Here is a 25649-nt window from a genome sequence, read left to right as displayed (position 1 = left end):
CGAACCGGTCAGCCGGCGAGCTGGTCGAAGGCGGCCTGCGACTGCGAATAGGCCTGGTTGATCGACTCGTTGGACGAACCCTGGGTCTTCCCGTGCTGGCTCAGGCTCTGGTTGAGCTTGTCGACCATGTCCTCAAGGCTCCGCAGGATGCTGGTGGCCTGGTCGTCCCACTGCTTGAGCAGCGAACCGAACTGGCCGCCGTCGCTGCCCTGATAGCCACTGGAGAGCGTGGCGCGGGTCTGGTCGACGTCCTGCTTCGACTTCATGATGCCGCTGAAGGCGGCCTCCAGCGCCTGGATGCCGTTGCGGGTCGCCTGTTCATTGGACTGCTGGCCGTTGCCTGCCATCGTTCCCTCCTCGGGATCGGGTACCGCGTCGACTCGCGCTACTGCCTTGACGTCAAGAGACTAGAGTTGCCCGCGAAATGGTTGCAACATGACTCGACTCAGGGGTAGTTGGATCGGCCACAGATCAACTGCTTTTACCTGAAAGCAACTTCTTGGCATTCTCGGAAGCGGCTGACGCACCGGAAGCGACCGATGCTCCGGACGAGTCGGCGGTACGTCCGCACGGCGCCGCCCCTGCCGACGGGGCCGCCGCCCCGGTCGCCACCTCCGGACTCAGGTCGGGCCCGGTCGGCAGCATCGCCAGCAGTGGTGAGGGAAGTTGGCGCGCGTCGGACTCCGCGTAACCGAGCGCGGCGACAGCCGCCTTCGAGGCCACCCGGTACTTCACCCCGTCGTCGCCCACGAAGTACGTCGCCGTGCCGACCGCGCCGCCACCCGCGCTCAGCGCCCGCACCAGCACACCGTGGCCGGGCCGCACCACGACCGCGTCCACCGGCAGACAGGCCGCCGCCACCGGCTCGCCGCTCGCCTGGCTGACCGGGGCGAGCTCGCTCTCCCGCACCAGCAGTGAACCGACCCGGACGCCGTCCGCCCCGGGCTTCACCTGCGCGCACGCCGTCCAGCCGGCCGGCACGCGAATCGCGCGAGGCGGGGCGTCGGGAAGACCGGAGGCCGAGGGGTCGACGCCGGTACTGCCCGGCGCCTGGTGGTCCTTGAGTACGTCCGCGCCGACCGGCAGCGCGGCGGGCGAGGCACCGGCGTACGCCTTGGCACGGATGTCCGGATCGCCCAGCAGCAACGCGGCACCGGTCGCGGTGACCGGGACCAGACCCTCACCGCGCAACAGGTAGTACTGGCCGCCCGATTCGGCGCCGGCACCGGTGCCCGAGGCGGCGCCCGGTACCGTGACCCGGAACACCTGGCCCACCTTGGTCGCCGTACCGCCCAGCGACGGCCCGGCCGACCCCAGCCCCGGCACCTGCGGCGGGGCCAGCGCGGCGCCCGGCACCAGGGCGTCCAGGAAGGCGGCGGAGACGGGGCGCGGGGTCACCGAGCTGTACCCCAGCGAGAGCAGCGCGCCGGACTCGGTGTCCAGCGGCAGCCGGCTGCCCTGCCACACCAGGTACGTCTTCCTGTCCGGGCCGCTCACCAGCACCGCCGCGCCGGCGCCGAGCGGGTCGCCCGCCACCGCGCCCCCGGCGACCACGGCCGTCACGGGGCGCGTGGTGACCGTACCGTCCGCCGCGGCCGTGCTCCCCAGCGCCGAGCAGACCTGCCAGGCGCCGGACTCCAGGTCACCGGTGCCGGGCACCGAGTCGGGTGCCCCGGCGATACCCACCGCGGCGCCCACGGGGGTGCCGCGCAGCGACTCCGTGGACACATCGGTGGTCTTCAGATCCGCGCCGCCGATCAGCAGCGCGGAGGAGTAGTTGCGCACCGGCCGAAGCCGCCCGTCGAGGTAGAGATAGCGGGCCCCCGTCTCCCGGTTGACGATCAGGCTCTCGCCGCTGCGCCAGGAGTCGTTACCGCCGGGCGACACCAGACCGAACACCACCGCCCCCGCGGCGATCAGCACCGTGATCAGCAGCCCGGCCACCGCACCCCGGGTGGTACGCCCGAGCGGGCTCTCCGGGGCGTCCGGATCGGCGAGCAGCATGCCCGAGGTGAGCCGGCTCATGATGAAGGTGTGCGCCTGCACCTGGTCGCGCTTGGACTGCATGTACCGCGGGTCCTTCCAATAGGCCGGGGGTGGCCAGGGGTATCTGATGGTGGTGGAGCTGTACGGCCGGGGCGGCCCAGGATCCGGGCGGCCGAAGACGCGGTCCACCTGCCCTCGCCGGTTCGGGCACGCCGGTTCCCCCCGCGCCCGGCCGGAACCTGGGCCGTCCGGACAGGGAAGTACGGCAGCCCACGTAGCCCGGCGCCGGTACGTCGGCCGCGCGAGCGGTCGGACGGGACGTGTGGCCGGGCCGCCCGCCCCGCCAGGTCGCGGTGGTACGCCTGCCCCGCCAGAGCCGCCGACAAGCGGTACGGCCCATCCGCCCATCTGCCAGGCCGGGCGCCTGGCCCGCGAGGGCCGGTGGGTGAGCCGGTGGCCTGCCTCGCCCGGACCGCCGGCCAAGGCGGGCCGCCGGTCCGTCCGGCGCCGGTACGCCGGCCGGGCTGGTCGCCCAACCCGCCCTTGTGGCAAGCCGTACGACCTCTCCACCCGGCGCCGGTAAGCCAGTTGCGCCGCCCGTGCCGCCCGTGCCGCCCGTGCCGCCCGTGCCGCCCGTGCCGCCCGTGCCGCCCGTGCCGCCCGTGCCGGTCGTGCCGCCCGTGCCGGTCGTGCCGCCCGTGCCGGTCGTGCCGCCCGTGCCGGTCGTGCCGCCCGTGCCGGTCGTGCCGCCCGTGCCGGTCGTGCCGCCCGTGCCGGTCGTGCCGCCCGTGCCGGTCGTGCCGCCCGTGCCGGTCGTGCCGCCCGTGCCGGTCGTGCCGCCCGTGCCGGTCGTGCCGCCCGTGCCGGTCGTGCCGCCCGTGCCGGTCGTGCCGCCCGTGCCGCCCGTGCCGCCAGGGGCGCCCGCGCCGCTCATCCCCACACCGCACCGGCTGTCTCAGCCGGTGATCGCGCGGAGCGCGGCGAACACGCCCAGCACCCACAGGGTCAGCGGGAGCAGGGCCATCGCCAGCAGGGAGTGCACCAGTTCAGCCGCCCGGCCCCAGTACGGCAGCATCCGCCGCCCCGGTACCGTCCACGAGGCGACCGCCAGGACGGTGGCCAGCGCCAGCAGGCCCACCACCAGCAGCGGGCGGTCCGCCGGTTCCGTGTCCACGGCCAGCGCGACCACCAGCAGGGCCACACCGAGCGAGCCCGGCAGTACGAGGGCCAGCCGCTGCCACACGTTGACCATGCCCCGGCCGTGCAGCAGCAGGAGCAGCGCCAGCGCCACCGCGGTCAGAGTCTCCGGCAGGCCGGGGTTCCTGGTCAGCGGCACGAGAGCGCCCGCGCACAGGACGCCGGTCGCCGCGTACAGGCCGGTCATCCAGCCGCTCGCGAGTTCCGTACGGGTGGCCACGTCCCGCCCGTTGTAGGGCTCGATGCCCTCCTGGAGCTGCTGCGCGTTCGTCGGCAGCGCCGGCATCCGCATCCCGGCCAGCTTGAACGACAGGGAGGGCACGAAGCCGCCCAGCAGCACCGCCAGCACGGCCACCGTCGCCGCCGCGCCGTCCACCGAGAGGTCGAGGACGCTCATCAGGCCACCGGCGAGCGCCCCGGCCACGGCCACCAGCGCGGAGGCCACGAACAGGGGCGTACGCACAGCCGCCAGGGCCAACGCCAGCACCGCGCCCCCCGCCCCCGCCGCCGCGGCGGCCAACAGCCGTGCGCCCAGCACCTGGTGGGCGTCCGGGCCGGCGATCTCGCCGCCCGGCACCAGCCAACCCGCCAGCGCCAGATAGGGCGCCGCCATGAAACCGAGGGTCGCGCCCGCCGCCGCGTCGCCGACCGCGCGGCTGGCCGAGGCGGCCCCCGCGAGCAGCAGCAGCCCGGCCACACCCGCGGTGCCGATCCGGACCCCGGCCGGGCCGCCGGGCCAGGCCAGCACCAGCAGGCCCAGCGTCAGGGCGGCCACCGTCATACCGAGCAGCAGCCGGCGGCCGGCGGCCGGGTTCCAGCCGTGCAGCCGGTCCCGCGTGACGTTGGCGATGCCGTCCACCAGGTCGTCGAGCCGGACCTCGGGCAACGACTCGGTGTGCGGGCGGAGATACACCACCTCGCCGTCCTTGAGGTCGAGCGCCTCCAGCGTGCTCTCCTCGTCCAGCGGGGCGCCGCCCAGGCGTTGCAGGACCCAGCCGTCGTGCTCCAGCCCGTTCTCCTCGATGTCCTCCCCGGCGTACCGCAGCACGGTGGGCAGCAGATCGGCCACGGGTACGTCGGCGGGCACCGCCAGATCGATGGTCCTGTCCGGGGCCCGTACCGTGAGGCGGCACAGGCCAGCCACGGAGCTGTCGGTCATCGTGGGGCTCACGTCTCCAGAGAAGTTCGGATGGCGGACTCGTTCGCGTCCGCTTGGACGTACGAGTTCATGACATGCAGACTACTGACCGACGATCGAACGGAATTATGGGTCCCGTTTCAGTGGCGTGTCACAAATTCCCACCGGCACGCACTAGTTGGCCGGTTCACGACCGGGCGGCATTTCAACCGTTGTCCAACTCCTTGTTCAACCCCTGGTTCAACCCTTCGAAGGAGCATGTCCGTTGAGCGTGGTTCTGTTCCGCAGGCCGGCCCGTCGCCGGGGTCCGGACATGCCCGAGGGCGAGCTGACTCTCCAGGAACCACCGACGCTCCCCGAGGTCGTCGCGGACAGCTCGGCGATCTGGACGTATCTGCCGATGGCCATGATGTCGGTGTCGATGATGCTGATGTTCATCAGGCCCGGCGGTGGCAACGGCGCGTTCATGTACATCGCCCTCGGCATGATGGTGCTGGCGTCGGCGGCCATGATGGTCGGCCAGGTGATGCGCAAGGCGGGCGAACGCAAGGAACGGCTGCGCGGTGAGCGCCGCGACTATCTGCGCTACCTCACCCAGACCCGCCGCAAGGTCCACCGGGCCGTCGTGGAACAGCAGTTGGCGCTGGCCTGGCGGCACCCCGACCCCAAGGTGCTGCGCACCATGGTGCGGACCACCCGTCTCTGGGAACGGCGGGTCAAGGACGAGGACTTCGGCGAGGTGCGGATAGCCGTCGGCGACCAGCAGTTCGCCATGCGGCTCAACCCCCTGTCCACCAAACCCGTAGAGGATCTGGAACCGCTCAGCGCGCACGCCCTGCGCCGCTTCGTCCGCGCCTACAGCACGGTGCCCGAGCAGCCCATCGCCCTCTACCTGCGCTCCTGGTCGCGGGTCCTGACTCGCGGTGACGACGCCGCCGTACGCGCCATGGTGCGGGCCGCGCTGTGTCAACTCGCCCTGTTCCACCCGCCGGAGGAGCTGTGGGTGGCGCTGTGCGTGTCCGACGAGCGGCGCGCGGAGTGGGAGTGGGTGAAGTGGCTGCCGCACAACCTGCACCCGCAGGAGCAGGACGGCGCGGGCCCCGCCCGTATGGTCGCCACCGCCTTCAACGACCTGGAGGACCTGCTAGGCGCCGAGTTCACCGAGCGCCCGGTCTTCGATCCCGAAGCGGTGCCCGGCCGCGACGAGCCGTTCACGGTGATCGTCGTCGACGGCGTCACCGTGCCCGCCGGTCACCGCCTCGACGGCCCCGGCTTCCGCAACAGCATCGTCCTCGATCTGTCCGGTTCCCTCACCTGGCGCCCCGGCCGCTCCACCCTGCGCCTGGACGTGACCCCGGCAGCCGTCCGGCTCGTCCGCACCGACCGCACCCGCAAGGAACAGACGACCCTGCTCGGCCGCCCCGACCGGGTCGGGCCGGCCACCGCCGAGTCACTGGCCCGGCTGATCGCCCCCTACCGGATGGGCCTCACCGCGGACTCCGCCGAACCGCTCGCCGCCGACGTCCAGTTGACCACCCTGCTCGGCATCCCCGACCTGTACCGGCACGACCCGGCGACCCTGTGGCGCAAACACACCGGCGCCGCCCGACTGCGTGTGCCGGTCGCGATCGGCGCCGACGGCGGCCCCGTCGAACTCGACATCAAGGAGTCCGCGCAGGGCGGCATGGGCCCGCACGGCATGCTGATCGGCGCCACCGGCTCCGGCAAGAGCGAACTCCTGCGCACCCTCGTGCTCGGCCTGGCGCTCACCAACTCGTCCGAGACCCTGAACTTCATCCTGGTCGACTTCAAGGGCGGCGCCACCTTCCTCGGCCTGGACGAACTCCCGCACACATCAGCCGTCATCACCAACCTCGCCGACGAAGTCGCCCTGGTGGACCGGATGCAGGACGCCCTGCACGGCGAACTCATCCGCCGCCAGGAGCTGTTACGGGCGGCCGGCAACTACAGCTCAGCCCTGGAGTACGAGAAGGCCCGCGCCGCCGGCACCCCGCTGGCCCCCCTCCCCAGCCTGTTCGTCGTCGTCGACGAGTTCAGCGAACTCCTCGCCGCACACCGCGAGTTCATGGACCTGTTCGTGATGATCGGTCGCCTCGGCCGATCTCTCGGCGTCCATCTGCTGCTCGCCTCCCAGCGCCTGGACGAGGGCCGTATGCACCAGTTGGAGAGCCACCTCTCCTACCGGGTGGGCCTGCGGACCTTCTCCGCGATGGAGAGCCGGGGCGTCCTCGGCGTCCCCGACGCCTACCAGCTGCCCTCGCAGCCCGGCGCCGGCTTCCTCAAGAGCGGCGTGGACGCACTGACCCGCTTCCGGGCGGCCTACGTCTCCGGCCCCTACCGGCACCGGCGCGGCGCTGTCGTACAGGCGCGGGTAGCCAGCCAGGTGGTGCCCTGGTCGGCGGGCTGGGTCGTGCCACGCACCCCCGCCGCCGTACCCGAACCCGAACGCGAGGAGGAGACCGAGTCCACCGACAGCCTGCTGTCCGTGGCCCTGGACCGGCTGCGCGGCCACGGCCCCACCGCCCACCAGGTCTGGCTGCCGCCGCTCGGCGCGCCCCCCACCCTGGACGCGCTGCTCCCGGGCCTGGCCCCCACCCCCGACCGGGGCCTGTCCGCCGCCGGCTGGCCCGGCACAGGCCGCCTGCGCGTACCGGTCGGCCTCGTCGACAAGCCCTTCGACCAGCGCCGCGACCCGCTCGTGGTGGACCTCTCGGCGGGCGGCGGCCATGTCGCCATCGCGGGCGGCTCACAGAGCGGCAAGTCCACAGTGCTGCGTACCCTGATCACGTCGCTCGCGCTCACCCACACTCCGGCCGAAGTCCAGTTCTACTGCCTCGACTTCGGCGGCGGCACCCTCTCCTCCCTGGCCGGCCTGCCGCACGTCGGCGGGGTCGCGGCCCGGCTCGACAGCGAACGCGTCAGCCGTACGGTGGCCGAGGTCACAGGAGTGCTCAACCAGCGCGAGCAGTTCTTCCTCGACCACGGCATCGACTCCATGGCCACCTACCGGCGGCGCCGGGCGGCGGGGGAGTTCGCCGACGAGACGCACGGCGACGTCTTCCTCGTCGTCGACGGCTGGGCGCAGGTCAAGCAGAACTTCGACAGCCTGCTGCCCACGTTCAACCAACTCGCCACCGGTGGCCTGAACTACGGCATCCACCTCATCGTCACCACCACCCGCTGGGTGGAGCTGTCCGCGCAGATCCGCGACCAGAGCGCCACCCGCGTCGAACTGAGGCTCGGCGACACCATGGACTCCGTGGTGGACGTCCGTAAGGCCGCCACCGTGCCCCGCACTCCGGGCCGAGGCCTGACCGTCGGCGACAAACTCCACTTCCTGACCGCGCTCCCCCGCATCGACGGCCAGAACGGCGCCGAGGACCTCGCGGACGGCGTCACCGCCCTGGTGGAGAGGATCGCCGCCGAGTGGAGCGGCCCGGCCGCGCCGCCCGTACGGATGCTCCCGCACCGCCTGCCGGCCTCCGAGCTGCCTCCGGCCGAACTGGGCGACGGCCTCCGCCTGCCCCTCGGCCTGGACGAGGAGACGCTCTCCACGGTCTGGCACGACTTCAGCCGGACCCCGCACCTCGTCGCCATCGGCGACTCCGAGAGCGGCAAGACCAACCTGCTGCGCCTGGCCGCCAACGCCATCACGGCCCGCTACACCGCCGCCGAGGCCCGCGTCCTGGTCGTCGACTACCGCCGGGACCTGGTCGACGCCGTCCCCGCCGAGTACCAGCTGGGCCACGCGGTCTCCGTGGACGCCCTCAAGGAACTGGTGGGCGGCTCCGCCCGCGCCCTCAAGACCCGCCTCCCCGGCCCGGACATCACCCCGGCGAGGATGCGTCTGGCGGACTGGTGGAACGGCCCCCGCCTCTTCGTCCTGGTGGACGACTACGACATGGTCGTGGGCAGCAACAACTTCGACCACCCCTTCGCCCCGCTCTTCGACCACCTGGCCCTCGGCCACGAACTGGGCCTCCACGTCATCGCGGTCCGCTCGGCGACGGGCGCGGGCCGCGGCCTGAACGACCAGCTCCTGCGCCGCCTGGACGAGGTCAACACCCCCGGCGTCCTGCTGTCCTGCCCCCCGAGCGAGGGCTACGTCTTCGGCAACATCAAGCCCCGCAACCTGCCCCCGGGCCGAGCCCAGTACGTAGTGCGCCGCAAGCCGACCCTGATCCAGACGGCGGAGGTGGACAACGACAGCCCATCCGGCACCTGAGGACGCGGGCCCGCATCTCCATCCCGTGCCGCACCCTTCCAATGCGGGCCCGCATCTCCATCCCGTGCCGCACCCTTCCAGTGCGGGCCCGCATCTCCATCCCGTGCCGCACCCTTCCAACGCAGGCCCGCATTTCCAGCCCGTGCCGCACCCTTCCAATGCAGGCCCGCATCTCCAGCCCGTCCGGCGCTTGAGGACAAGGCCCGTTCAGGGCCGGTGGGGGGTCTGGGGGCGCAGCCCCCAGGAACGGGATGGGACGGGTAGGGGCGGCGGGGGCGAAGGAACCCCACCTCAGCCGGCACCGCCCCCCGCCCGCCACCCCCGAGCCCGCCCCCGAGGCACCACCACAGCCCCCCACACCACCAACAGCAACACCGCCCCACCCCCCGCCGCGAACAACACCGCACGACGCGTCGGCGCAGCCCCCACATCATCCGGCAGCCGCACCGGCGGAGCCCCCCGCACCGAAGCCGCCCCCACCCCCCGCTCGACCGCCCCCACGGACGTAACCGCCGCGTACGGATCCAGCCGCGGCACCGCATCGGGATACGCCGTCGAGACCAGCCTCGACTCGGTCTGCGCAGCCGTCAGCCCGGGATGCGCCGACCGCACCAACGCCGCCGCCCCGGCCACGAACCCGGCCGCGAACGACGCCCCGGAGCCGATGTAGTGCCCACTGCCCCGGGGCCCGGGCCCGACCACGCCGTCACCGGGCGCCGCCAGATCGGCGTCACGCGGAAGCAGGGCGTTGTCCGGCCGACCGCCCTTCGCGTCCACGTCGACCACGGACAGCACCCCCTCCTGCGCTGCGGGCCAGTACGCACGCGGAACCGGCGCGTCCCCGGAAGCCGCGCTCCTCTTCGCCGGCGGATCCGGAACCGCGGCGGCCACCACCAAGGCGTCGTGCGCCACCGCCTCCTCGACAGCCGAGGTCAGCGCCGCCGACCCCCGCTCCAGCGCCGGCGACACCTCGATCACCTTCGCCCCGGCGCCCACCGCCGCCCTGATCCCCGCCGCGACGCTCGCCGCCGTGGCCGTGCCCCGGGCGTCGGTGCCGCGCACGGCGACGACGCGGGCCTGCTGGGCGACCCCGGCGAAGCGGACCCCGTCCGTGGTCGTGGCCGCGATCAGCCCGGCGACGAAACTGCCGTGCCCTACACAGTCCTGCCCCGCCTCCCCGACCGCCGTCACCCGCCCCTTCAACGCCGGCGCGGTCGTCGACACCCCGGTGTCCACGACCGCCACGGTCACCCCGGCGCCGGCCGAGAACTGCCACGCGCGCGGCAGTTGCAGACTCTGCTGCTCCCACGGCACGGAGGCGGCCCGCTCGGCCGAGGCCCCGGTGCACGCGTCGTCGGCATCGAGCCGGGACGGCATCACGGGCAGCCGCACCGGCGAACCGTCCGCGGCGGAGGCGACCGGCGCGGCGAGTACGACCAGAGGCACCAGAGGCAGAAGTACGGCGAACATCCGGGCCGGACAGAGACGACGGAGAAGACCGACACGACGGAGAAGACCGACACGACGGAGACGGGGGAGGGGGCGACGCATGAATCGCATCCTATGGCGCGGAAACCGCCCCACCTCAGACGCCCTCCTCGCAACCCCCGCCCACATCAGCCCAGTTGAGGCACATCCCCGGGGACCAGCAACCTCAGGTCGTCCAGTCCCGGCGCGGCCATCACGCTGACTCGCCCGGCCTGCCGCGTCATCATGCCCTCCAACACCTGCCGCGCCAGCCGCGCGTTGCCGAACGAGCGGTTCCTCGGCATCGCGTCGAAGTACTCCCGCAGCACGGTCCCGGTCCCCGGCCCGCACTCGTAGCCGGCGCTGTCCGCGTGCATCCGTACGATCGTGACCAGTTCGTCGGACGAGTAGTCCGCGAACTCCACGCGCCGCGAAAACCGCGACGACAGCCCGGGGTTGGAGGCCATGAAGCCCTCCATCTCCCGCGTGTAGCCCGCGACGATCACCACGACCTGCTCACGGTGGTCCTCCATGAGCTTGAGCAGCGTGTCGACGGCCTCCTGCCCGAAGTCGGACCCGGAGCCCGAACCCGCGGGCGTCAGCGTGTACGCCTCGTCGATGAACAGGACGCCTCCCAGGGCCCGTTCGAAGACCTCGCGGGTGAGTTGCGCGGTGTGTCCGACATATCGTCCGACGAGGTCGGCCCGGGACACCTCCACCAACTGCCCGCGCGGCAGCACCCCGAGAGAGACCAGCAGCTCGCCGTAGAGGCGGGCCACGGTCGTCTTACCGGTGCCGGGCGGGCCGCTGAAGACGAGGTGGTGGCTGATCCGGGGCGCGGGAAGGCCGGCGGCCTCACGCTGGCGGGCGGTGGACAGGAGGTTGACCAGATCGGTGACGTCGCGTTTGACGGCGGTCAGGCCCACCATGTCGCCGAGCCGGGACAGCGCGTCGCTCCGCGAGGCCCCGCCCCCGGCGCCGCTCGCGGCGTCGGCGGCCTCCGCGCCGACGTCCTCCGGGAGCAGCAGCGAGAGGTCACGCTCGCCGACCTCGACCAGACCGGCCAGCCGTACGGCCTGCCGGTCGACCATCTCCTCGAAGACCTGACGCGCGGCCCGGCCGTTGCCGAACGTGGCGTCCTTCGGCATGCGTTCGAAGTGCGTGGCCAGCGCGGCGGCCGTGCCGTCGCCCAGTTCGTACTGGTGGCGGACGCACATGCTTTCCATGATCGCGACCAGCTCGGGCACCGAGTAGTTCTCGAACTCCACGGTCCGGGAGAAACGGGAGGCCAGACCCGGGTTGGAGCCGAGGAACGACCGCATCTCACCGGAGTAACCGGCAGCGACGACGACCACGTCCTCCCGGTGGTCCTCCATGAGCTTGAGCAGCGTGTCCACCGCCTCCCGCCCGAAGTCGGCCCCCGAACTCCCGCTGTCGGCCGTCAGGGTGTACGCCTCGTCGATGAACAGCACCCCGCCCAGGGCCCGGTTGAACGCCTCCGTGGCCTTGATCGCCGTACCGCCGATGACCTGGGCGACCAGATCGGCCCGCGAGACCTCCACCAGATGCCCGGAGCGCAGCGCGCCCAACTGGGCGAGGATCGTGCCGTAGAGGCGGGCCACCGTCGTCTTACCGGTGCCGGGCGGCCCCGCGAAGACCAGATGACGGCTCATCGGCGGTGCGGACATGCCGAGTTGGGCGCGGCGCTGCGCCAGCTGGGTGAGGTTGACCAGGGTACGGACCTGCTGCTTGACGTTGGACAGGCCGATCAGCGCCTCCAGTTCGGCGAGCGGACCGGTCTCACCCGCCGCGCCGCCCCCTGTCTGGGCGGTTCCGGCGGGGTCGGTGCCCTCACTGTCGCCGTAACCCCAGGCGTCCCGCTGGCCGTTGCCGTTGCTGGTGAGACCTTCGACGGCGAGCCGGTCGCCCTGCTTGGACTGGATCAGGCCGCCACCCTTGTTGTCCCGCACCACACAGTTGACGACGGAGACGGGGTCGGTGCTCTCGACCCGCAGGCCGTCCTTCGAACTGCCGCCGATCTCACAGGCGTTGAGGGAGGCACGGCCGCCCTCCCGGACCACGACACCGTTCCCGCCGGCCGCGTTCACCTTGACCCGGGTCGCGGTGAGTTCGCCCTTCCCGTCGACGACGACTCCGTCGCCGCCCGGCTCGCGGAACTCGCAGTCACGGGCGGTGGCGCTGCCGCCGGCGGCCACCATCAGGCCCACGGTGGCGGGGGCGAGGACGGTGGTACCGCCGAGGTACAGGTTCCCGTCGCTCTCGACATGGACGCCCGCGCCGCCGGCCCGGTCGATCTCGCTGTCCTCCAGCCGGCCCCGCCCGTCCTTGACGGCCTCCACGCCATGGCCGCCCGAGCCGCTGACCCTGACCCGGCGCAGCATCGGATTGGCGCCGCCGCGCACGCTGATGCCGGCTCCGGCGGCGTCGATGACGTCCAGCCGGTCGAGCTCGGCGGTGGACTCCTCCTCCAGGAGTACGCCGGTCGCCGCGCAGTCCCGCACGGTCAGCGAGGTCAGCGTGGGGGAGGCGGACCCGGCCACGCGCAGGGCGGGGGCCTGGGAGGTGTCCAGCCAGCAGTCCTCGAAGGTGCCGCGCGCCCGGTCGGTGACCAGGATGCCGTTGCCCGTCGTGCGGGCGGTACGGCAGCGGCGCAGCAGCGGGTCGCTGCCGTGCGAGACGACGATGGCCGGCCCGGTGGTCGCGGTGACCCGCAGCTCCTCCAGGACCGTCCGCGAGGAACTGGTCAGATGGACGCCGATGGACGTGTCGTGCACGACCGTGCGCACCACCTGGGTCGTGCAGTGCTCCTCCAGGGCGATGGACGGCTTGTCGGTGGACGAGATGTCGCACTCCTCCACGGAGCCCTGCGCCTCACCGTTGGCGAGGACACCGTTGCCCCGGGCGTCCCGGATGGTGCAGCCGCGCACCGTGACCCGGCCGCGCTCCCCGATGACCACTCCGGAGGTCCCCAGGTGCTCGATGGTGCAGGAGTCCACCGAACTGTCCACGGCCGAGGTGACCACGACTCCGGCCCCCGACGGGCTGCTCACCCGGCAGTCACGCATCGCCAACGAGCCCGTGTCACGGGCCAGTACGGCCGCCCAGGCGGCGCCGGACACCTCGCAGCCGTCCATCGCGACCTGTCCCCGGGCGGCGTCCACGGCGGGCAGTTCCTCGTCACGGCCGCGCAGTACCAGGTCGGTGAGCATCACCGCGTCCGCCTTCAGCGTGAGCACGCTGCCGCGCCGCGGACGTATCTCCACCGTGCCGCGCGCCTGTTCGGCCACGATGGTGACCCGGGTGGCGACGACGAGGTTCTCTTCGTAGATCCCGGGACGCACACTGATCACGGCGCCGCTGCGCGCCCTCGCCAGTGCCTCTCCGATCGTCCGAAAGCCCTCGGTGCCCTCCGGGCAGACCGTCAGTACCTGGCGTGACACGCGCCCTCCATCTCTCACGGCATTCCCTGCCCGGCGTGGGCAGCACCATCATGCCGGGACGGGCGGGCATGGTCACGCCAGAGCCCGCAAAGCGGAGACCGCCGGAGGAGGGGCCGGAGCATGGGAGGGAAACGCAGAAAACCCCACATGAAGTGGGGTTTCAGCAGCTTTCCAGTGAGTGTCCGAGGGGGGACTTGAACCCCCACGCCCGATAAAGGGCACTAGCACCTCAAGCTAGCGCGTCTGCCATTCCGCCACCCGGACAAGGTGTCTGTCGCGCGGGGTTCCCCCCGTGGCGACGAAGGAAACATTACCAGGCTTTCCGGGGTGGCCGGTCACCCCCTGTCGCCGCGTGAACGGTGTGTGACGGGCCTGGACCGCTCTTGGGGTGCGGCCGGCCGGAGGGGGGAGGATGAGGGATGACCACCAGCAGGAACAGTGGGAGGTAGCACCGTGAGCGGGACGGGCAGGACAGGCACGGCCAAGGGCGTCACCGGCGAGGACGAGGTCGTGGACCTCTGCCGCGAGCTCATCCGGATCGACACCAGCAACTTCGGCGACCACTCGGGACCGGGCGAACGCAAGGCCGCGGAGTACGTGGCCGAGAAGCTCGCCGAGGTGGGCCTGGAGCCGCAGATCTTCGAGTCGCACAAGGGACGCGCCTCCACCGTGGCGCGCATCGAGGGTGAGGACCGGTCCCGGCCGGCGCTGCTCATCCACGGCCACACCGACGTCGTACCGGCCAACGCGGCGGACTGGACCCACCACCCGTTCTCGGGCGAGATCGCGGACGGGTGTGTGTGGGGCCGGGGCGCGGTCGACATGAAGGACATGGACGCGATGACCCTCGCGGTCGTCCGTGACCGGATGCGCACCGGCCGCAAACCCCCGCGCGACATCGTCCTCGCCTTCCTCGCGGACGAGGAGGCGGGCGGTACATGGGGCGCGCGGCACCTCGTGGACAAGCACCCCGACCTGTTCGAGGGCGTGACCGAGGCGATCAGCGAGGTCGGCGGGTTCTCCTTCACCGTCAACGAGAACCTGCGGCTCTATCTGGTGGAGACGGCCCAGAAGGGCATGCACTGGATGAAACTGACCGTCGACGGCACCGCCGGACACGGTTCGATGATCCACAAGGACAACGCGATCACCGAGCTCTCGGAGGCCGTCGGACGCCTCGGCCGGCACAAGTTCCCGGTCCGGGTCACCAAGACGCTCCGCCACTTCCTCGACGAACTCGGCGACGCGCTGGGCACCGAGCTGGACCCCGAGAACATGGACGCGACGCTCGCCAAGCTCGGCGGTATCGCCAAGCTGATCGGCGCCTCGCTGCAGAACACCGCCAACCCGACCCAGCTGGGCGCCGGTTACAAGGTCAACGTCATTCCCGGTCAGGCCACAGCGCACGTCGACGCCCGCTACCTGCCCGGTTACGAGGAGGAGTTCCTCGCCGACCTGGACCGCATCCTCGGCCCGAACGTGAAGCGCGAGGACGTGCACGCGGACAAGGCCCTGGAGACCTCGTTCGACGGGGCGCTCGTGGAGGCCATGCAGACCGCGCTGGTCGCCGAGGACCCGATCGCCCGGGCTGTGCCCTACATGCTCTCGGCCGGCACCGACGCCAAGTCCTTCGCGGACCTCGGCATCCGCTGCTTCGGCTTCGCGCCGCTGAAGCTGCCGCCGGAGCTGGACTTCGCGGGCATGTTCCACGGTGTTGACGAACGAGTCCCGCTCGACGCGCTGAAGTTCGGGGTGCGTGTGCTCGACCGCTTCATCGAGGCATCCTGAATCCCGTGCCAGTCCTGTGTTCCGGAGGCTCGGCCGGGGTTCCGAGGCCCGTGAATACGCCCGGAATTACCCGATTGAACGACACTCCAATAATCGTCCGCACGTGCGTGGCTGACTGAGAAGAGTGAATGCGCTCATAGGGTCGTAGCCCTAATGCCCCCGCCTCGTTATTGGTGATGCGGTCCGCTACTCGGGATCGCATTGCCAACAAGGAGGAATAATGATCAAGAAGGTCGTCGCCGCTGCGGCTGCCACTGGTGGTCTGGTTCTCGCGGGTGCGGGCCTGGCCGTCGCCGACGCGGGTGCCCAGGGTGCTGCCGTGCACTCCCCGGGTGTTCTGTCCGGCAACGTTGTTCAGGTTCCCGTTCACATCCCGGTGAACGTCTGCGGCAACACGATCTCCGTGATCGGTCTGCTGAACCCCGCCTTCGGCAACACCTGCGTCAACAACTGATGCTGCGCCTCGCTTCTTGAGGTTCTGACTCCCAGCGAGTCTGAGCCTGTCGGCCCCGGAACGCCTTGTGCGTCCCGGGGCCGACAGGTCGTTCCGGAAGGTTCACGACACATCATTTGAAGGCAGGGATGCAGTTATGCGAGAGGTCACCCGCAAGGGGCTGATGACCATGGCGGCCGCGACAGGTGTGATGGCCGCCGCCGGTGGCGCGCAGGCGCATGCCGACTCGGGTGCGACCGCCGTCGCTTCCAACTCACCGGGTGTGCTGTCCGGCAACTCGGTGAGCGCGCCGGTGAACGTGCCGGTCAACGCCTGCGGCAACACCGTGAGCGTCGTCGGTCTGCTCAACCCGGCGATGGGCAACAAGTGCGCCAACGGCGGAGGCGGCGGCAACGGCTCACCGGGCGGACACGGCAGCCACGGCAACTCAGGCCACCACGGCAACCAGGGTCACCACGGTAACCAGGGTGGTCACGGCGGCCAGGGCGGCCACAGCGGCCAGGGCGGTCACGGCGGTCACGGCGGTCAGGGCGGTCACGGCTCGCCCGGTGGGTACGGCGAGAACGGCGGCTACGGCGGTCATGGCTCGTCCGGGGGATACGGCGACGAGGGCGGCTACGGCGGCCATGGCTCGCCGGGAGGTTACGGCGGGTACGGCGGCCAGGGCGGTTACGGCGACTCGGGCAACCCCGGTGGCTTCGGGTACCCGGGCAGTCCGGGCGGCGCCGGCGACTGGGCGAACTGGAACGGCTGGGAGGGCTCGTACGCCGGCGGATACGCCACCGACTCGCCGGGCGTCGGGTCCGGCAACCACGTGGAGGCCCCGGTCGACGCACCGGTGAACCTCTGCGGCAACACCGTCGACGTCGTCGGTCTGCTCAACCCGGCGATGGGCAACGACTGCGCGAACACCGGGGACCACATGGGCGGCGGCCACCCGGCGCCGCCTCCGGAGACCGACGAGCCGTGCACGCCCCCGAGCGGCGGTCACGAGACCCCGCCCCCGCCCGGACCAAGCGGCCCCGAGCAGCCGGGCAATCCTCACCAGCCGGAAACCCCCCAGCTTCCGGGCAGCCCGGCCCACCCGCAGCACCCCACCAGCCCGGCGACCCCGCTCACACCGCCCAGCTCCGCGCGCGGTGTGACGCCTCCGGCCGGGCCCACCTACGTCGACCAGAGCGGTGCGCGGACCGTGCCGCAGCCCCGGAGTGCCGCGCAGCTCGCGCACACCGGCGGTGACCTGCCGCTGGGCGTCGCCCTGCCGGTGGGCGCGGGCATGCTGCTCGCGGGCACCGTCCTCTACCGCAAGGCACGTCCCTCGGCGTAGGCCCGTACGGAAATTCCGTGCGAACGGGATAAAAGCGCCGAAGATCATTCGGCGGCGTGATGTACGGAGCGGGCCCCGCAGACGCGGGGCCCGCTCCGTTTCGGCTGTGTCACCTCACCACGTGGCCCGCACCTGGCGGATGATCCGCCGACGCAGCCGCACCCTGCGGCTGCCGTCACGCAGCAGGCTCAGGCGGTCCAACTCCCAGTGTCCGTACTCGGCATGGTCCGTGAGCAGACGTGTGGCCTCCTTGCGGGTGACCCCGCGTGGTACGTACACGTCGACAAATTCGTATTCCGGCATCGCATCTATTGTGCGGGCAGAGCCCCGGTACGGATAGCGTCTGCACTATGTCTGATGCTGCGCAGCCCACCGCTGCCGAGGTACGCGCCGCCGCCGAGGCGGTCAAGACCGCGCTCGACCGCCACCTGGCGGCGGTCGAACGCCGGTCGGGGGAGGACGACCCCGATGTCTATGAGGCGTTCAACCAGCTGGCCGCTGCCGCCGAGGTGTACGACGAGCTGCTCTACGACCGCTATGACGAGGTCACCCCCTTCGAGATCCCGGGTACGGACGACGCCCTGCCGCCGTACGCGGGCCCCGAGGAGCCGAACGCGCTGAGTGTGCTCATCCGCCGCGACTACGCCGTGGTGGAGCCGCAGCGCCTGCTGGCGCAGGCACAGCGGGTGGAGGCCGCGGACGACGACGGTGCGGGCGCCGAAATCTCCGGCACGGTGCACGGAGCGCTGGGCATCCTGTTCGGCGAGTTCGAGCCGGACGAGATCGCCTCCCGGCACAAGGAGTTCGGTTTGGAGGAGGGTGACTCCACGCTGTGGGTGACGGCGGCGGACGAGTCGGCCGACCCCGGTGAGTGGCTGGAGGCACCCTTCGACCAGGTCGACGCGGAGCGGGTCGTCTGCCGTTTCGACGTCAGCGCGGTCTTCGACGACGACGCGGACGACGTCATCGAGGACGACGACCTGCTGGAGGACGGCCTCGATCCCGAACTGGCGGCGGCGAGGCTGGACGAGGACGAGGACCTGGAACCACTGGACGCCGATCGCCTGCGATAGCCGCCGAGAACGACGATTCGGCCGCCCCGACAGCGGCGGTCATGGGAAGCCCTGCCTCCCGTGACCGCCGCTGTCGTTCGTCCTGGACGCCCGCCCCTCAGGCGGGCGTCGGCACCTGCGCCGCGAACAGGCCCGGCAGCCGCGTCGTACGGGCCTTCGCCGGGACCTCCGCGACCGCGCGGGCCAGCGCCTGGTCCACGCCGTGCACCACGGAGAGGTGCCGCTCCGCGCGGCCGAAGGCCGTGTAGACCCAGGGCCGGGTCAGCGACGCGGCCGCGTCCCCGGGCAGCACCACGACGGCGGCCGGCCAGTGCAGCCCGACCGCCTGGTGCGCGGTGAGTGCCCACCCGTGGCGCACACTCGTCTCGACCAGTTCCTTCGGTACGACGACGGGGGCGCCGTCGCATTCCAGGTGCAGCCCCTCCGCGTCGGCCTTGACGACCTGCCCGGGCACCGTCCGCCCGGGGGCGGGCGAGTACGCGACCCGGTCACCCGGGTCGAAGCCGCCGAAGCGGCCCGGGCCGGGGTTCAGCCGCTCCTTGAGGGCGGAGTTGAGCGCGCGGGTGCCGGCCGCGCCACCGTGCCCCGGTGTGATCACCTGGGTCTGCTCGGACGGAACTCCGAGCGCCCTGGGCACCGAGTCCGCGACGAGCTGCACGGTCCGGTGCACCGCTTCGCCCGCGTCCCGGACGGGGACGATCACGACCTCCTTGCCGGGCGCCTCGACCTGGGTGAGTTCGCCGACGGAGACGCCCGAGACGAGTTCGCCGATCGGCCCGGGATCGGGCGTGCGCGAGACGATGTGCGGGCACGCGCGCGCGGCGAGCAGATCGGCGAAGACCCGCCCCGGCCCGGCCGACCACAGCACCGCGGGATCACCGCTCAGCACCAGCCTGGCCCCGTCGGGCAGCGACTCCACGACCATCGCGGCGCTCTCCACGTCGAGCTGCGGCGCGTCCAGCACGACCAGCAGATCGAGCCCGAACGCTCCTTCGGCGTCCCGCCCGGGCCCCTCGGCCCCGGCCAGCAGCCCCGCGACGGTGACGACGGAGTCCGACGCCGGACGCGAGTCCGAGTCCGATTCAGCGTGCGATTCCGGTTCCGGGGCGGAGCCGTCCTCGGCTGCGAGAAGTGCCGTGAAGCGACGGCGGCCGTCGGGTGTGTGGGCCGCCGCGCAGACCCGCAGGCCCAGAGAACGGGCCGCGGCGACGAGGGCGGCCGGTTCGGCGCGAGCCGCGTCACCGCCGGTGTGCAGCACGAGGCCGTGCCCGGCGACGGCACGGATCAACTCGGCCGCGGAACCGGAGCCCGACGCCCCGGCCGACGACTCCCACTCCTCGGAGGAGGCCTCCTTGGGCAGCGAGTTGACGATCCGGGCCAACCCGTCGGCGAGGCTCTCCTCGGCGAGCGCGTACCGCTCCAGCCCGATGAGCACGCGCACGGGGCGCTCGGCGGGCTCTCCGTCCTCCCCGTCCTCCCCGGCCCCCCCGTTCTCGTCGTCCTCACCGGCCGCACGGTGCCCTGCGGCTTCCTCGACCGCGTCCTGGAACTCCAGGGCCTCGCCCTCCGCGACCGCGCTCTGTACGGCGGTGTCCGGGTCGGGCACGGCGCGCTGGGCGAGTGCGGCGGTGAGCGCGGCGACATCCAGCACCGTGTGTCCGGCCAGGGCGGCCTGCTCCAGCAGCCACACCGTGACCGCCTGTCCTCGCCGCTCGTCGTCCGGACCGCACTCGGCGCCGAGCAGCGCCCGCGCGAACCCGTCGGCCTGCTCGGTCCGCACCCCGGCGACCCGGAGCAGCTGCCAGGGATCCGCGCGCAGTTGTCCGTCCGCTCCGTCACCGAGCGCCGAGACGACCTGCGGCGCGAGCTGCTCCGGCGCGCCCCCCTCGGCCAGCACGCCCCGCACGGCCTCGACGGCTTCCGGTGCGGGAGCGGTCGAGACGGAGGGAGCGGGAGAGGGGGAGGGCGACGGGGTGGCCGAGGGGGGCGCGGCAGGGGCTCCGGACGCGGACGCGGACGCGGACCCGGATGCTGATGCGGATGAGGGCGGGGACTTCGGGGTGCGGAAGGTGACGGCCGCGGCGGACTTCTCCCCGCTCTCCACGGCCCGGACCGCCGCCATGAGGTCGGCGGCCGTGCCGCTGAGCTTGGTGCCGCTCGCGACAGGCCCCTGCTTCTCGGCCTTGCGCCGCTCGATCCGCTCCCGCAGTTCCCGCTGCGCGGCCAGCTCGGCCTGGGCCTCGGACGGCTGCGCGGCAGCGCCACTACCGGCCTCGGCGGTCTCGGTCGAGGAGTCTTCGCTCGCGGGCTCCTCGGTGGTGCCCGGGGTCCCCGGCTCGGCTTCCTCCGTGGTGTCGGGCTCCGTGCTCACAGCGTGCTCCAGTCGTGATCGGGATAGCGGTGCACGGGCGCTGACACGTCGTCGAGCGCCCGGCAGATCTCGTCAGGAAGACTAAGGGGCTCCACTGACAACGCGGCCGTGAGCTGCTGCGCGTTGCGCGCGCCGACGATGGGCGCGGTCACGCCGGGCCGGTCCCGGATCCAGGCGAGCGCCACCTGCAACGGCGTCACCGCCAGACCGTCGGCGGCGGTCCGCACGGCGTCCACGATGCGGCCGGCCGTCTCGTCGAGGTACGGCGCGACGAAGGGCGCCAGATGCTCCGAGGCGCCCCGGGAGTCCGCCGGGGTCGAGTCGCGGTACTTGCCGGTGAGGACGCCGCGGCCGAGGGGCGAGGAGGGCAGGAGGCCGATCCCCAGATCCAGTGCGGCGGGCAGCACCTCGCGTTCGATGCCGCGCTGGAGCAGCGAGTACTCCAGCTGCGTGCTGGACAGCCGCGTACGTATGCCCGGTGCCGCGAGCTGCCAGGTCGCGGCCTTGGCGAGCTGCCAGCCGCAGAAGTTGGAGACGCCGGCGTATCGGGCACGTCCGCTGCTCACGGCGAGGTCGAGAGCCTGGAGGGTCTCCTCCAGCGGGGTGTCGGGGTCGTAGGCGTGGATGTGCCAGACATCGACGTACTCCGTGCCGAGGCGGGCGAGGGAGGCGTCGAGGGCGGCGAGGAGGTGACCACGGGAGCCGTCGACACGGCGGTCGGGGTCGGGGACGCTGCCGGCCTTGGTCGAGATGACCAGGTCACGGCGCGGCACGAGACCGTCCATGAGCCGTCCGAGCAGGTACTCGGCCTCCCCGTCGCCGTACACGTCCGCGGTGTCGACGAGGGTTCCGCCCGCTTCCCAGAACGCTTTCAACAGGCCCGCGGCGTCATGCTCGTCGGTGTCCCGACCCCAGGTCAGGGTGCCGAGCCCGATCCGGGACACGCGCAGGCCGGTACGGCCGAGATGCCTCTGCTCCATGAACGCCGAGATTACTGGCCAGAACTGACCGAGTGGGTTGCCTGTGGACAACGGTTTCCCCGGCCGGCGAGATCTCCGGCCCACCGCCGGAGGCCCACGCGCTAGGGTCGGTCCTTCAAGGGACGTTACTGATCGGTAAGGGGATCGGCCATGCAGCTCGGGATCAACCTCGGCTACTGGGGCGCCGGAATGGACGCGGACAATCTGGCCGTCGCGCAGGAGGCCGACCGCCTCGGATACGCCGTCTGCTGGGCCGCCGAGGCCTACGGGTCGGACGCGGCCACCGTGCTCACCTGGGTCGCCGCCCAGACCGAGCGCATCGACGTCGGCTCGGCCATCTTCCAGATTCCGGCACGGCAGCCCGCGATGACCGCGATGACCGCCGCCACGCTCGACTCGCTCTCCGGAGGCCGCTTCCGGCTCGGCCTCGGCGTCTCGGGGCCGCAGGTCTCCGAGGGCTGGTACGGCGTCAAGTTCGACAAGCCGCTCTCCCGTACGCGCGAGTACGTGGAGATCGTACGCAAGGCCATGAGCCGTGAGCGGCTCTCCCACGAGGGTGAGCACTGGACGCTGCCGCTGCCCGGCGGCCCGGGCAAGCCCATCAAGCTGACCGTGCACCCCGAGCGCGAGCACATCCCGCTCTACATCGCCGCGATCGGCCCCAAGAACCTCGAACAGACCGGCGAGATCGCCGACGGGGCGCTGCTGATCTTCCCGTCCGCCGCGCACATCGAGGACACCGCCATCCAGTACCTGCGCGCGGGACGCGAGAAGGCCGGCAAGAGTCTCGAAGGATTCGACGTCTGCCCGACGCTGCCGCTCGCCGTCGGTGACGACAAGGACGTCGCGTCGCTCGCCGACACCTTCCGGCCGTACACCGCCCTGTACGTGGGCGGCATGGGCAGCCGTAAGCAGAACTTCTACAACCAGCTCGCCCAGCGCATGGGGTACGAGAAGGAAGCCGCCGAGATCCAGGACAAGTACCTGTCCGGCGACAAGAACGGCGCCGCCGCCGCCATTCCGCACGACCTGATCGACCAGACGACGCTGCTCGGCTCGGTGGACCGCATCGCGGACCGGATGCAGGCCTACGCGGCGGCCGGTGTCACCACGCTCACCCTCGCCCCGGCCGGCTTCACGCTCGACGAGCGGATCGCCTCGCTCCGCGCGGGCACCGACGCCCTGGAGCGCGCCGGACTCGCGTAACGGCAGGCGAACAGAGGTAGGAAAAGTTCCGCGGCCGTGGTGGGGGCTCGGGGGTCTTCCCCGCCACGGCCGTCACGAAGCACAACGCGCCGCGAACCCCGCGGTTACGGCCCCCGCACCTCTCCGCGCACTCGCACTCACGTCCCGGCGTGCCCCCGCTGGTCCTCCTTTCGGCGGAGTTGTCCCGCGCAGCTGTTGCAGCGTCCCCGGCACCGCATTTGACTCGTGGACTGACACGTTCTTTGCGGAACCGCGCTGATCTGCGAGAGGTGCCCCGGATGCTTTCGGCCAGGAGTCTGTTCCAGGAGATCCTCGACAACGACGACTCCTTCCGCCTCTTCTGCTCCATCGCGGCCGGCGGGGAGTCCCAGGGCGGCTGGGAGAACGCCCGTATCGCCGCGCTCGTGCCGGCGAGCGAGCGTGCGCTCGCCCCCAGGATCACGCGTCATGGTGCGGACGAGGACAAGCACGGGCGGATCTTCAACGCCCTCATGAAGAAGCGCGGCCTGCGGCCCGTCGACGTCCCGGCCGACACCGACTACACGATGCTGCTGGAACGGCGGGGCATCGGACTCGCGCACGAGAAGCTCAGGACCGACGAACCGCTGACCGTGCCGGACATCGTCACCTACCTCGCGCACAGCCGCGTCACCGAGCAGCGCGCCTCCGAGGAGATGGAGCTCCTGCGCAGGTACTTCGGAGACCACCCGGACCTCGGCCGCGCGGTGCGCATGATCTCCGACGACGAGGACAACCACCTCGCCTACTGCCACGAGGAACTCCTGCGCTTCGCCGCCGCCGGTCACGGCCGCGCCATCCAGCGGACGCTGCGCGAGTGCGCGCTCGCCGAGATCCGCGTCTACCGGGACGTCAGCCTCGCGGTCATGTCCCACATGGGGCGTGTCCTGGGCTGGCCCAGGCCCAGGGCGGCGCTCCTCGCGGCGGGCATCCGCGCGGTGTACGTCTACGAGCGTGCCGTCGGCTGGCGCCGCATGGTCACCCTGCGGATGCCCGAGCGACGCGACGCCCTGGGCGGCCGGGCGACCACGTCACCCGAGTTCGCCTGAGCCACCCGAGGGCAGTACGAAGTACTGCGACAGCGCTACAGCCAGCCCCGGCGCTTGAACATCCGGTAGAGCAGAACCTCGACCACGACCATGCCCGCGATCAGTGCCGGGTACGACCACAGCCAGCGCAGTTCCGGCATGTGCTTGAAGTTCATGCCGTAGATCCCGGCGACCATCGTGGGGAACGCGGCCATGGCGGCGAACGCGGAGATCTTCCGCATGTCGTCGTTCTGCCGGACGCTCATCTGCGCCAGGTGGGCCGACAGGATGTCGGAGACCAGGCGGTCCAGGCCCTCCACGGACTCGTTCACGCGCGTGAGGTGGTCGCTGACGTCCCGGAAGAAGGGCTCGGCCTTCTCGTGGACGAAGGGCACGCGTGAGCCGAAGAGGCCCGTGCCCGAGAGCCTGCCGAGCGGTGCGGCAAGCGGGCCCGTGGCGCGGCGGAACTCCAGGATCTGCCGCTTGAAGGTGTAGATCCGGGACGCCGTGTGCCGGGAGCCCCCACCGGACGGCGAGAACACCTCCGCCTCCAGCTCCTCCAGGTCGGTGCCCAGCTCGTCCGCCACTTCCACGTACTGGTCGACGACGGCGTCGGCGATCGCGTAGAGCACCGCCGTGGGGCCGTGCCGCAGCATCTCGGGCTCCGCCTCCAGCCGGTGCCGTACGGTCGCGAGGGGCGCCTCCTCGCCGTGCCGCACGGTCACCACGAAGGAGTCGCCGATGAAGACCATGATCTCGCCGGAGGAGACGATGTCGGCCTTCGGCTCGTAGCCGACCGGCTTGAGCACCATGAACAGCGAGTCGTCGTACACCTCGAGTTTCGGCCGCTGATGCGCCTTGAGGGCGTCCTCCACGGCCAGCGGGTGCAGTCCGAACTCGTCCGTGACCTGCTCGAACTCCTTCTCGGTGGGTTCGTGCAGCCCGACCCAGACGAACGCGTCCCCGACGTCGTGCGCACGGCACTCGTCGAGGGCGTCGGAGAAATCCGCGGGCCCGTCCGTCCGGCGTCCGTCACGGTAGATGGCGCAGTCGACGATCACGAGGGGCATTCTCCCGCCGTAGAGCCGGAAAAGCACCCCGGCCTCCCTCTGTGTGCCGTACGCCTACCCTGGGCCGCATGCCCACGCTGATCCTCGTCCGGCACGGACGTTCCACCGCGAACACCTCTGGAGTGCTCGCCGGCCGCACACCCGGCGTCGCCCTCGACGACCGGGGCGCCGCGCAGGCCGCCGCACTGCCCGGGCGCCTCGCCGAACTGCCGATCTCCGAGGTCGTCACCAGCCCGCTCCAGCGCTGCCAGGAGACGATCCGGCCACTTCTCGACGCCAGGCCGCAACTGCGCCCGCACACCGAGGAGCGGATCTCGGAGTGCGACTACGGGGACTGGTCCGGGCGCAAGCTCGCCGAGTTGATGGACGAGCCCCTGATGCGGGTCGTCCAGGCCCACCCGTCCGCCGCATCCTTCCCCGGGGGCGAGTCCATGCGGGCCATGCAGACGCGCGCGGCCGAAGCCGTACGCGAGTGGAACGCGCGCGTGGAGGCCGATCACGGTGCCGACGCCGTCTACCTCATGTGCTCGCACGGCGACATCATCAAGTCGCTTGTCGCGGACGCGCTCGGACTTCATCTCGACCTCTTTCAGCGGGTGTCCGTCGATCCGTGTTCCGTCACCGCGATCAGTTACACCCGTCTCAGGCCGTTTCTCGTCCGCCTCGGGGACACCGGGGACTTCGCCTCCCTGGTGCCGCGCGACGAACCCGCGGGCGACGAGGCCGCGGTCGGGGGCGGTGCGGGCGCACCGTGATCGTCGGCCGCAGTAGGGTGAAGCGGTCGCGGTAACGCCGCGCACGGCTTTTCGGCAGACGACTCAGCAGACGACAGCGACGAC

Annotated in this window: 17 protein-coding genes and 1 tRNA gene; 8 read left to right on the top strand and 10 right to left on the bottom strand. The window is 71.9% G+C overall.

The genetic code is table 11. The features are described 5' to 3' along the window. Positions 1 to 8: 8 nt before the first annotated feature. From QA861_RS32645 to eccD, 3 genes are all read right to left on the bottom strand, one after another. Entirely contained in the window at positions 9 to 347 is a 339-nt protein-coding gene (locus QA861_RS32645) for a WXG100 family type VII secretion target (RefSeq protein ID WP_334592237.1), read from the bottom strand. Between the two features lie 124 nt (positions 348 to 471). Further along, positions 472 to 2067 (bottom strand): type VII secretion protein EccB, encoded by a 1596-nt coding sequence (gene eccB, locus QA861_RS32640; RefSeq protein WP_334592236.1) that lies wholly within the window; start codon positions 2065 to 2067, stop codon positions 472 to 474. An 874-nt stretch (positions 2068 to 2941) separates the two neighbouring features. Beyond that, positions 2942 to 4342 carry a type VII secretion integral membrane protein EccD gene (eccD, locus tag QA861_RS32635; RefSeq protein ID WP_334592235.1) on the bottom strand — a complete coding sequence of 467 codons (1401 nt, stop codon included), beginning with the start codon at positions 4340 to 4342 and terminating at the stop codon, positions 2942 to 2944. A gap of 292 nt (positions 4343 to 4634) precedes the next feature. Between eccD and eccCa the strand changes: the two genes are divergently transcribed. Then, a complete protein-coding gene (eccCa, locus tag QA861_RS32630) occupies positions 4635 to 8567 on the top strand; it encodes a type VII secretion protein EccCa (RefSeq protein WP_334594922.1) in 3933 nt (1310 codons plus the stop codon). Positions 8568 to 8858: 291 nt separating this feature from the next. Here eccCa and QA861_RS32625 read toward each other — a convergent pair whose 3' ends face one another. The 3 genes from QA861_RS32625 to QA861_RS32615 form a co-directional block, all read right to left on the bottom strand. Next, the gene (locus tag QA861_RS32625) at positions 8859 to 10037 is read right to left on the bottom strand and encodes a S8 family serine peptidase (protein ID WP_334592234.1); all 1179 of its coding nucleotides are present in this window, start codon (positions 10035 to 10037) and stop codon (positions 8859 to 8861) included. Positions 10038 to 10183: 146 nt separating this feature from the next. After that, complete coding sequence (locus QA861_RS32620) at positions 10184 to 13495, bottom strand: right-handed parallel beta-helix repeat-containing protein (protein ID WP_334592233.1); 3312 nt, start codon at positions 13493 to 13495, stop codon at positions 10184 to 10186. Positions 13496 to 13674: 179 nt separating this feature from the next. Next, a tRNA-Leu gene (locus tag QA861_RS32615) sits at positions 13675 to 13759 on the bottom strand. Between the two features lie 189 nt (positions 13760 to 13948). Between QA861_RS32615 and QA861_RS32610 the strand changes: the two genes are divergently transcribed. From QA861_RS32610 to QA861_RS32600, 3 genes are all read left to right on the top strand, one after another. Continuing rightward, complete coding sequence (locus QA861_RS32610) at positions 13949 to 15283, top strand: M20/M25/M40 family metallo-hydrolase (RefSeq protein WP_334592232.1); 1335 nt, start codon at positions 13949 to 13951, stop codon at positions 15281 to 15283. Between the two features lie 220 nt (positions 15284 to 15503). Next, on the top strand, positions 15504 to 15737 hold the full coding sequence (chpH, locus tag QA861_RS32605; protein WP_006375137.1) for a chaplin ChpH: 234 nt from the start codon (positions 15504 to 15506) through the stop codon (positions 15735 to 15737). 136 nt (positions 15738 to 15873) lie between these two features. Beyond that, complete coding sequence (locus QA861_RS32600) at positions 15874 to 17064, top strand: chaplin (protein WP_334592231.1); 1191 nt, start codon at positions 15874 to 15876, stop codon at positions 17062 to 17064. A 114-nt stretch (positions 17065 to 17178) separates the two neighbouring features. Here the strand turns inward: QA861_RS32600 and QA861_RS32595 are convergent, their stop codons facing one another. Then, positions 17179 to 17367, bottom strand: coding sequence for a DUF5703 family protein (locus QA861_RS32595; protein WP_018549191.1), 189 nt, complete (start codon positions 17365 to 17367; stop codon positions 17179 to 17181). A gap of 47 nt (positions 17368 to 17414) precedes the next feature. On the opposite strand from QA861_RS32595, the gene QA861_RS32590 reads away from it, so the two are divergent. Then, the gene (locus tag QA861_RS32590) at positions 17415 to 18137 is read left to right on the top strand and encodes a hypothetical protein (RefSeq protein WP_334592230.1); all 723 of its coding nucleotides are present in this window, start codon (positions 17415 to 17417) and stop codon (positions 18135 to 18137) included. Between the two features lie 97 nt (positions 18138 to 18234). On the opposite strand, the gene QA861_RS32585 is transcribed toward QA861_RS32590, so the two are convergent. Next, the gene (locus tag QA861_RS32585; RefSeq protein ID WP_334592229.1) at positions 18235 to 20508 is read right to left on the bottom strand and encodes a helix-hairpin-helix domain-containing protein; all 2274 of its coding nucleotides are present in this window, start codon (positions 20506 to 20508) and stop codon (positions 18235 to 18237) included. Beyond that, on the bottom strand, positions 20505 to 21488 hold the full coding sequence (locus tag QA861_RS32580; protein ID WP_334592228.1) for an aldo/keto reductase: 984 nt from the start codon (positions 21486 to 21488) through the stop codon (positions 20505 to 20507). Before QA861_RS32580 ends, QA861_RS32585 begins: the two co-directional genes overlap by 4 nt. Before the next feature lie 150 nt (positions 21489 to 21638). Between QA861_RS32580 and QA861_RS32575 the strand changes: the two genes are divergently transcribed. Next, entirely contained in the window at positions 21639 to 22694 is a 1056-nt protein-coding gene (locus tag QA861_RS32575; RefSeq protein WP_334592227.1) for an LLM class F420-dependent oxidoreductase, read from the top strand. A 278-nt stretch (positions 22695 to 22972) separates the two neighbouring features. Then, positions 22973 to 23761 carry a ferritin-like domain-containing protein gene (locus QA861_RS32570; protein ID WP_334592226.1) on the top strand — a complete coding sequence of 263 codons (789 nt, stop codon included), beginning with the start codon at positions 22973 to 22975 and terminating at the stop codon, positions 23759 to 23761. 35 nt (positions 23762 to 23796) lie between these two features. Here the strand turns inward: QA861_RS32570 and corA are convergent, their stop codons facing one another. Then, complete coding sequence (gene corA / locus QA861_RS32565; protein ID WP_334594921.1) at positions 23797 to 24801, bottom strand: magnesium/cobalt transporter CorA; 1005 nt, start codon at positions 24799 to 24801, stop codon at positions 23797 to 23799. A 77-nt stretch (positions 24802 to 24878) separates the two neighbouring features. Here corA and QA861_RS32560 point away from each other — a divergent pair, with 77 nt between their 5' ends. After that, positions 24879 to 25565: a histidine phosphatase family protein gene (locus QA861_RS32560; protein WP_334592225.1), complete on the top strand. Its 687-nt coding sequence runs from the start codon at positions 24879 to 24881 to the stop codon at positions 25563 to 25565. Positions 25566 to 25649 lie beyond the last annotated feature (84 nt).

The organism is Streptomyces sp. B21-083 (assembly GCF_036898825.1).
In the GTDB taxonomy this organism is placed as follows: domain Bacteria; phylum Actinomycetota; class Actinomycetes; order Streptomycetales; family Streptomycetaceae; genus Streptomyces.
This window is presented reverse-complemented; position numbering and strand designations above follow the sequence as displayed.